Here is a 7,102-nt window from a genome sequence, read left to right as displayed (position 1 = left end):
GCGTACAGGCGCTGCCGCTGCTCTGGCGAGCTGGGCCCCGGCACGGGGACCGCCGGGGCGGTGAGTGAGCCACACTCGCCGCGCCCGGAATGTGGCTGGAGCACCGCCCGTACGGCGCGCCGCCGCGACGCGCCGCGGGGGAGGTGCGACAGCCACGATCTGCGCGTCCGGAACGTGGCTGACTCACCGCCCGCCGCGGGACCGGCAGGCCTCAGCGGATCGTGCCGCTGTTGTCCTTGGCCAGCGACCGCGAGATGACCATCCGCTGGATCTGGTTGGTCCCCTCGAAGATCTGCATCACCTTGGCCTCGCGCATGTAGCGCTCGACCGGGAAGTCGCGGGTGTAGCCGTAGCCGCCGAGCACCTGGACGGCGTCGGTGGTGACCTTCATGGCGTTGTCGGTGGCGACCATCTTGGCGATCGACGCCTCGCGGGAGAACGGCCGGCCCGCGTCGCGCAGGCGCGCGGCGTGGAGCATCGTCGCGCGGGCCGAGACGATCGCGGCCTCCATGTCGGCCAGCACGAAGGCCAGCCCCTGGTGCTCGATGATCGCCTTGCCGAAGGTCTCGCGCTCCCGGGCGTAGGCCACCGCGGCGTCCAGCGCCCCCTGGGCCAGCCCGACGGCCACCGCCGCGATGCCGAGGCGGCCCGAGTCGAGCCCGGCCAGTGCGATCCGCAGGCCGTCGCCCTCGGCGCCGAGCCGGCGCGAGGCCGGGACGCGCACGTCGTCGAAGCGCATCGTCGCGGTGGCCGAGCCGGTGAGGCCCATCTTCCGCTCCGGCGGGTCGGCGGTGAGGCCCTCGGTCGAGGCGGGGACGAGGAAGCAGGAGATGCCGTTGCGGTCGTCGGAGGTGCGCGCCATCACCTTGTAGAAGTCGGCGTGGCCGCCGTGCGTGGTCCACGCCTTCGCGCCGTTGATCACGTAGTCGTCGCCGTCGCGGCGTGCCGTCGTACGCATGGCGGCCGGGTCGGAGCCGGCGTGCGCCTCGGAGAGGCAGTACGCACCCAGCAGGTCGCCGCCGAGCATGTCGGGCAGCCACTCGGCCTTCTGCTCCTGGGTGCCGAAGTACTCCAGGCCGAAGCACGACAGCGCGTGCACTGACACCCCGACGCCCACCGACGACCACACCGCCGCGATCTCCTCGAGGACCTGGAGATAGACCTCGTACGGCTGTCCGCCGCCGCCGTGCTCCTCCGGGTAGGGCAGGCCCAGCAGGCCGGCCTGGCCCAGCATCGCGAACACGTCGCGCGGGAAGGTCTCGGTGGCCTCCGCCTCGGCGGAGCGGGGGGCCAGCTCGCGGGTCGCGATCTCGCGGGTGAGGGCGAGGAGATCTCGCGCCTCGTCGGTGGGCAGCACGCGGCTGGCGGTCATGCGGTGGTCCTCCCGGGTGTGGGCGGTCGATCGGTCAGGGCGGTGACGGTGGTCACGCTGCCGATCAGCCTAGGGGCCCCTAGTCCCTCCGAGCCATTTGCGCATGACCCGCCTCGGTGCCCCCCTGGTCACCCGTACCTTGCGCACCATGGGGGACCGATGGCTGCCGTACTCGGCGGCGGCGCTGGCGAGCGGCGCGGTCGCCCTCGTCCTCGGCACCCTCGGCCTCCCGCTGAGCCCCGACGACGCGAGCCTGCTGCGGAGCGCGCAGGTCGAGGAGGGCCGCTGGGTCATGGCGTCGGCCGCCTTCGTCATCTGTGCGCTCGGGCTGGGCATGGGCCTGCCGACCTTCCTGTACGGGATGCGCCGTCGCGGTCGGATCTTCGGCTACGCAGGCACGGCGATGCTCGGGATCGCCGCGGTCGCGATGGCGTCGTACGCCGCGTTGCTGGCGTTCTTCCGGCTCCTCGTCGTCAACGGGACCATCGGTCGGGAGGAGCTCGCCCTGCTCGCCGACGACCGCGGACTGGTCGGCTTCATGATGGGCTTCGTGGGCGCCTTCCACCTCGCGGAGGTGCTGCTAGCGATCGGGATGCTGCGGGCCCGGTCGATGCCGCGGTGGGTGCCGGGACTGTTCCTCCTGCACGCCGCGATGGCCCCGTTCACGCGGGTCGTGCCCTCCCTGAGCGGCATCGGTGCGGTGCTCGTCGGGGTGGCCTTCATGGGCGTGGCCGTCTTCACCAACGAGCAGTTCCAGCTGACCCGGGCGGCGCGCGCCGTCTCCTGAGACCGGGCCGTCCCGACGTCGCTTCGGCGAGCGGACGCTCTGGTGCTGTCGGTGGCCCGTGCCTAGAGTGCGAGGTCCAACGCCGTTCGAGGGGGAAACGTTGCGCGCACGCGGAGCACGTCGTCTGTCTGTCCTGGTCATGCTCGTCCTGGGAGCGGGGGTGCTGCCGGGGGTGACCACCTCCGCCGTGGCCGCTCCCGACGACGGGGCGTTCACCACGTTGCGCGGCTTCACGCCGACCGGCGCGAAGGTGCGGGTCGAGCCGAAGGAGTACGCCGCGTCCCGCGTCGACCTCTCGGCGCTCCGGGGGGAGCTGCCCGCGGGGGACGGCTCGTCCGTCGTCTCGGTCCCCGACCCGTCGGGCGGGCTGCAGTCCTTCCGCGTGAGCCGGACCCAGACGATGGAGTCCGAGCTCGCAGCCGCCCACCCGGAGATCACGACGTACGCCGGTCGCGGTGTCGACGACCCGCAGGCCTCCATCGCCCTCGACCTGACCCCGATGGGCTTCCACGCCTTCGTCCGGGCGCCGGGCAACGGCCGCGACTGGTACGTCGACCCGGCCTACAACCGGCGCGRCACCACTGCACACCTCAGCTACTACGGCCGCGACCTCCCGCGTCCCGAGCAGCGTCGGGCCGAGGGCGAGGTGAGTGCCCTGCGTGACACCGTCACCACCGCCCAGCAGGCCGCCACCGACGCCGGGCAGCCGGTGACCCGCCGCTACTTCCGGCTCGCGCTGACCTCCGACCCGTCGTACGCCGCCTACTTCGGCACCGACAACGTGCTCGCCGAGAAGGTCACGCTGATCAACCGGGTCAACGAGATCTACAACGACGACCTCGCGGTCGAGCTGCGCCTGGTCGACGGCACCGAGAGCCTCAACCTCGACACCGACGCCAAGGCGACCGGGGCCGACGGCCCGTGCGGCGCGGCGCCGTGCTTCGAGCCCTTCGACGACAACGGGACGCCGGACGACGACAGCGACRACTCCTATGGCGACATCAGCTACTGCGACGTCTCGACCCTGGGCAGGAACCGCACCGTGCTTGGCCAGCTCATCGGCGCCTCCAACTACGACGTCGGCCACATCGCGCTGGGCGTCAACGGTGGCGGCATCGCCTACCTCGGCGTGATCGGCGGCGACTTCGACGGCTACAAGGGCGGCGGCTGCACCGGCCTCCCGAAGCCGAAGGGCGACTTCTTCGCCATCGACTACGTGGCCCACGAGCTCGGCCACCAGTTCGGCGGCAACCACACCTTCAACGGCGCCCTCGGCGCCTGCGGCGGCAACATCTCCGACGCGTCCGTCGAGCCGGGCTCCGGTTCCTCGGTGATGGCCTACGCCGGCATCTGCGGGCAGGACGACCTCCAGCCGCACACCGACCCCTACTTCTCCCACCTCACCGTCGACGAGGCCCACGCCGTGATGGACGCGGACCCACGGCTCAACGTCGAGGTCCAGACCGTGTCCCTGCGCGGCTTCGGCGACGACGGCGACTCGTTCACCCTCTCGTACGACGGCCGGACCACCGACCCGATCGTGGCCGGAAGCAACTACTCGGCCGCCGGCATCAAGGCCGCGCTCGAGGAGGTCACCGACCAGCCCGTGTCCATCGCCCAGTGGGGCTACGACCAGTACAACTCCTACGAGGTCAGCTACGTGCCGCCCGTCGAGCCCGACGAGACCGGCTTCCAGGTGATCTTCAACGACACGCCGACCATCCGGTCCGAGGGCGACGACCTCCCGGAGATGGCCGTCACCGGCGCCTCGGCCGGGGTCTCGGGCTTCGTGGGCGAGACCTCCCGCGGCGGCCCGTCGCAGGCGCAGGGCATCCCCCTCGAGAGCGACAACAGCAACCCGACCGTCCGGGCGCCCGGGGACAGGACGGTGCCGATGCGGACGCCGTTCGCACTGACCGGCTCCGGCACGGACGCCGACGGCGAGCCGCTGGTCTACCTGTGGGAGCAGACGAACTTCGGTGAGGGCACCCAGCTGGCCGACAACACCAAGGTCTTCGGCCCGCTGTTCCGCGTCTTCGGCGACGACGCCGTCGTCACCGACGAGGACAGCCTGAAGAGCCCCTCGCCGGGGGAGAACATCGCCGACGGCAGCCCGACGCGGGTGTTCCCGGACATGGCGCAGGTGCTCGCCGGCAACACCAACGCGGCCACCGGCGACTGCCCGGCCCCGACGACGGCGCTCAGTGAGCCGCTGACGGACCCGCTGCTCGACTGCTTCTCCGAGTTCCTGCCCGACGCCGACTACCTCGGCAGCCTGGGCACGACGGCTCGTCAGATGCAGTTCCGGCTGACCGCCCGCGACCTGAACCCGACCGGCGGTGGCCTGTCGTACGACGACGTCACGCTCACCGTCGACCCGACGGCGGGTCCGTTCCAGGTGACCTCGCAGGCCGCGGGTGGCACGGTCGCCGGCGGCACGGCCGTCCCGGTCACCTGGGCGGTCAACAACACGCAGGGGCTCGCGCCCTCGGTGAAGATCTCCCTGTCCACCGACGGCGGGGCCTCCTTCGGCACCGTCCTCGCGGCCAGCACGGCCAACGACGGTGCCGAGACGCTCACCATGCCCAACGTGACGGCCGCCGACGTGCGAGTCAAGATCGAGGCGGTGGACAACTACTTCTTCGACGTCAACGACGCGTCGTTCAAGCTCACCGCCACCCCGGCACCCGGCGTCCCGGACACCACCATCACCTCCGGACCTGCCGACGACTCGGTGGTGCTCTCGAAGGAGCAGACGTTCACCTACGCCTCGACGGTGAGCCCGGCCACCTTCGTGTGCCGCGTCGACGATGACACCGTGCCGTGCGCCGCCGACGGGCTGGAGCAGCGTTACCCGACAGGCACGCACGAGTTCAGCGTGGCCGCTGTCAACAAGGCGGGCGTCGCCGACCCCACCCCGGCGACCCGCACCTTCACGGTGCCGCGCAACGACGGAGGCCTCGTCCAGAAGGGCGACTGGAAGCGCGTGAAGAAGTCGGCGGCGTACGGCGGCCACTACGTCACCTCGCGCGACCGCGGCGCCCAGCTGATCACCCGGATCCAGAAGGCGACGGCGATCACGCTGGTGGTCAGCACCCGCCGCAACGCCGGCAGCGTCAAGGTCTTCGTCGGCAAGGAGCGGGTCAAGACGTTCAGCCTCAAGGGCAAGAACCGGGTCAACCGGCTGCGGACCGTCGTCCTGGACAAGCCGCGCAGCGGCAAGGTCCGGATCGTGGTCGGCAAGGACAAGCCGGTCCGGATCGAGGGCGTCGCTGTGGTCACCGAGCCGTAGCCGGCCCGGTCGACGCACGCACCGAGAGGGCCGCCCCGCGATCTGCGGGGCGGCCCTTGACCTTGACGCAGGGTCAGGGCCGCAGGCTGGTCCCATGACCGTGACACCAGCCATCGACATCGCCGGACTGACCAAGTCCTACGACGACCACGTCGTGCTCAGGGGGGTCGACCTGAAGGTCTCCACCGGCACCGTCGTCGCCCTGCTGGGCTCCAACGGGGCGGGGAAGACGACCGTGGTGAGGATCCTGTCCACCCTGCTCGGGGCCGACGGCGGCACWGCCGCCGTCCACGGGCACGACGTCGACGCCGAGGCCGCCGAGGTGCGGGCGTCGATCAGCCTCACCGGACAGTTCGCCGCCGTCGACGAGGTCCTGACCGGCCGCGAGAACCTCGTCCTCGTCGCCCGGTTGCGACACCTGCGGGACCCCGGTGGCACGGCGGACGAGCTCCTCACGAGGTTCGCGCTGACCGACGCCGCCGGGCGACGCGTGGCGACGTACTCCGGAGGCATGCGCCGGCGCCTCGACATCGCCATGAGCCTGGTCGGCGACCCAGCCGTGCTGTTCCTCGACGAGCCGACGACCGGCCTCGACCCGCAGTCGAGGATCGAGGTCTGGAGGACGGTGCGCGCCCTCGCCGACCGGGGGACCACGGTGCTGCTCACCACCCAGCACCTCGACGAGGCCGAGCAGCTGGCCGACCGGATCGCGATCCTCCACGACGGCCGCATCATCGCCGACGGCACCCTCGCCGAGCTCGAGCGGCTGCTCCCGCCGGCCACCGTCGAGTACGTCGAGAAGCGGCCGACGCTCGAGGAGATCTTCCTCGCCATCGTCGGCCACGACGGCCTCGGGCGCCCGGGAGGCGACCGATGAGCGCCGACCTGCTGCGGGACACCGCCGTGCTCTCGCAGCGTTCCCTGCGCCACGTCCTGCGCAGCCCGGACACCATCATCACCACCGCGGTCACGCCGATCGCGATGCTGCTCCTCTTCGTCTACGTCTTCGGCGGGGCCATCGAGGTCGGCGGCGGGAGGTACGTCGACTACCTGCTCCCGGGGATCCTGCTCATCACCGTCGCCTCGGGGGTCTCCTACACCGCGTTCCGGCTCTTCACCGACGTCTCGGGAGGACTCTTCGAGAGGTTCCAGTCGATGCCGATCGCCCGGTCGGCCGTGCTGTGGAGCCACGTGCTGACCTCCGTCGTGGCGAACCTGGTCTCCCTGGTGCTCGTCGTGCTCGTCGCCGTCGCGATGGGCTTCCGCACGGGTGCCGGCGTGCTCGGCTGGCTGGCGGTCCTCGGTCTCCTGGTGCTGTTCACCTTCGCGCTGACCTGGCTGGCCGTCATCCCCGGGCTGACGGCGACGTCGGTCGACGGGGTGAGCGGGTTCTCCTACCCGCTGATCTTCCTGCCCTTCATCAGCTCGGCCTTCGTGCCGACCGAGGGCATGCCGGCGCCGGTGCAGTGGTTCGCGGAGCACCAACCGGTCACCTCGATCGTGGACACGATCCGCAACCTGTTCGACCAGCAGCCGGTGGGCACCCAGGGGTGGGTCGCCCTGGCCTGGTGCCTCGGCCTGCTGCTCGTCGCCCACGCGCTCGCGATGGCGACCTACCGCCGTCGGGTCGCCGGTGCCCGCAGACTGTGAG

Annotated in this window: 5 protein-coding genes; 4 read left to right on the top strand and 1 reads right to left on the bottom strand. The window is 71.6% G+C overall.

Annotated elements, in window-relative coordinates; translation table 11 throughout:
- Window positions 1-211 precede the first annotated feature (211 nt).
- Window positions 212-1,372 carry an acyl-CoA dehydrogenase family protein gene (locus tag AC1DQF_RS15050; RefSeq protein ID WP_477526029.1) on the bottom strand — a complete coding sequence of 387 codons (1,161 nt, stop codon included), beginning with the start codon at window positions 1,370-1,372 and terminating at the stop codon, window positions 212-214.
- 148 nt (window positions 1,373-1,520) lie between these two features.
- Here AC1DQF_RS15050 and AC1DQF_RS15045 point away from each other — a divergent pair, with 148 nt between their 5' ends.
- The 4 genes from AC1DQF_RS15045 to AC1DQF_RS15030 all read left to right on the top strand — a co-directional run bounded on the left by AC1DQF_RS15045 (window position 1,521) and on the right by AC1DQF_RS15030 (window position 7,101).
- Entirely contained in the window at window positions 1,521-2,159 is a 639-nt protein-coding gene (locus AC1DQF_RS15045; protein ID WP_477526028.1) for a hypothetical protein, read from the top strand.
- 139 nt (window positions 2,160-2,298) lie between these two features.
- A complete protein-coding gene (locus tag AC1DQF_RS15040) occupies window positions 2,299-5,451 on the top strand; it encodes a reprolysin-like metallopeptidase (RefSeq protein ID WP_477526027.1) in 3,153 nt (1,050 codons plus the stop codon).
- Window positions 5,452-5,545: 94 nt separating this feature from the next.
- Window positions 5,546-6,328, top strand: a complete 783-nt coding sequence (locus tag AC1DQF_RS15035; RefSeq protein ID WP_477526026.1) for an ABC transporter ATP-binding protein — start codon at window positions 5,546-5,548, stop codon at window positions 6,326-6,328.
- On the top strand, window positions 6,325-7,101 hold the full coding sequence (locus AC1DQF_RS15030) for an ABC transporter permease (protein WP_477526025.1): 777 nt from the start codon (window positions 6,325-6,327) through the stop codon (window positions 7,099-7,101). Before AC1DQF_RS15035 ends, AC1DQF_RS15030 begins: the two co-directional genes overlap by 4 nt.
- The last annotated feature ends 1 nt before the right edge of the window (window position 7,102 follow it).

The organism is Nocardioides sp. P4_G4 (genome assembly GCF_056401085.1).
This window is presented reverse-complemented; position numbering and strand designations above follow the sequence as displayed.

What these genes read in the sequence shown, in the direction of transcription:
- AC1DQF_RS15050 (WP_477526029.1), bottom strand. Translation starts at nt 1,372, where the DNA reads ATGACCGCCAGCCGCGTGCTGCCCACCGACGAGGCGCGAGATCTCCTC.
- AC1DQF_RS15045 (WP_477526028.1), top strand. Translation starts at nt 1,521, where the DNA reads ATGGGGGACCGATGGCTGCCGTACTCGGCGGCGGCGCTGGCGAGCGGC.
- AC1DQF_RS15030 (WP_477526025.1), top strand. Translation starts at nt 6,325, where the DNA reads ATGAGCGCCGACCTGCTGCGGGACACCGCCGTGCTCTCGCAGCGTTCC.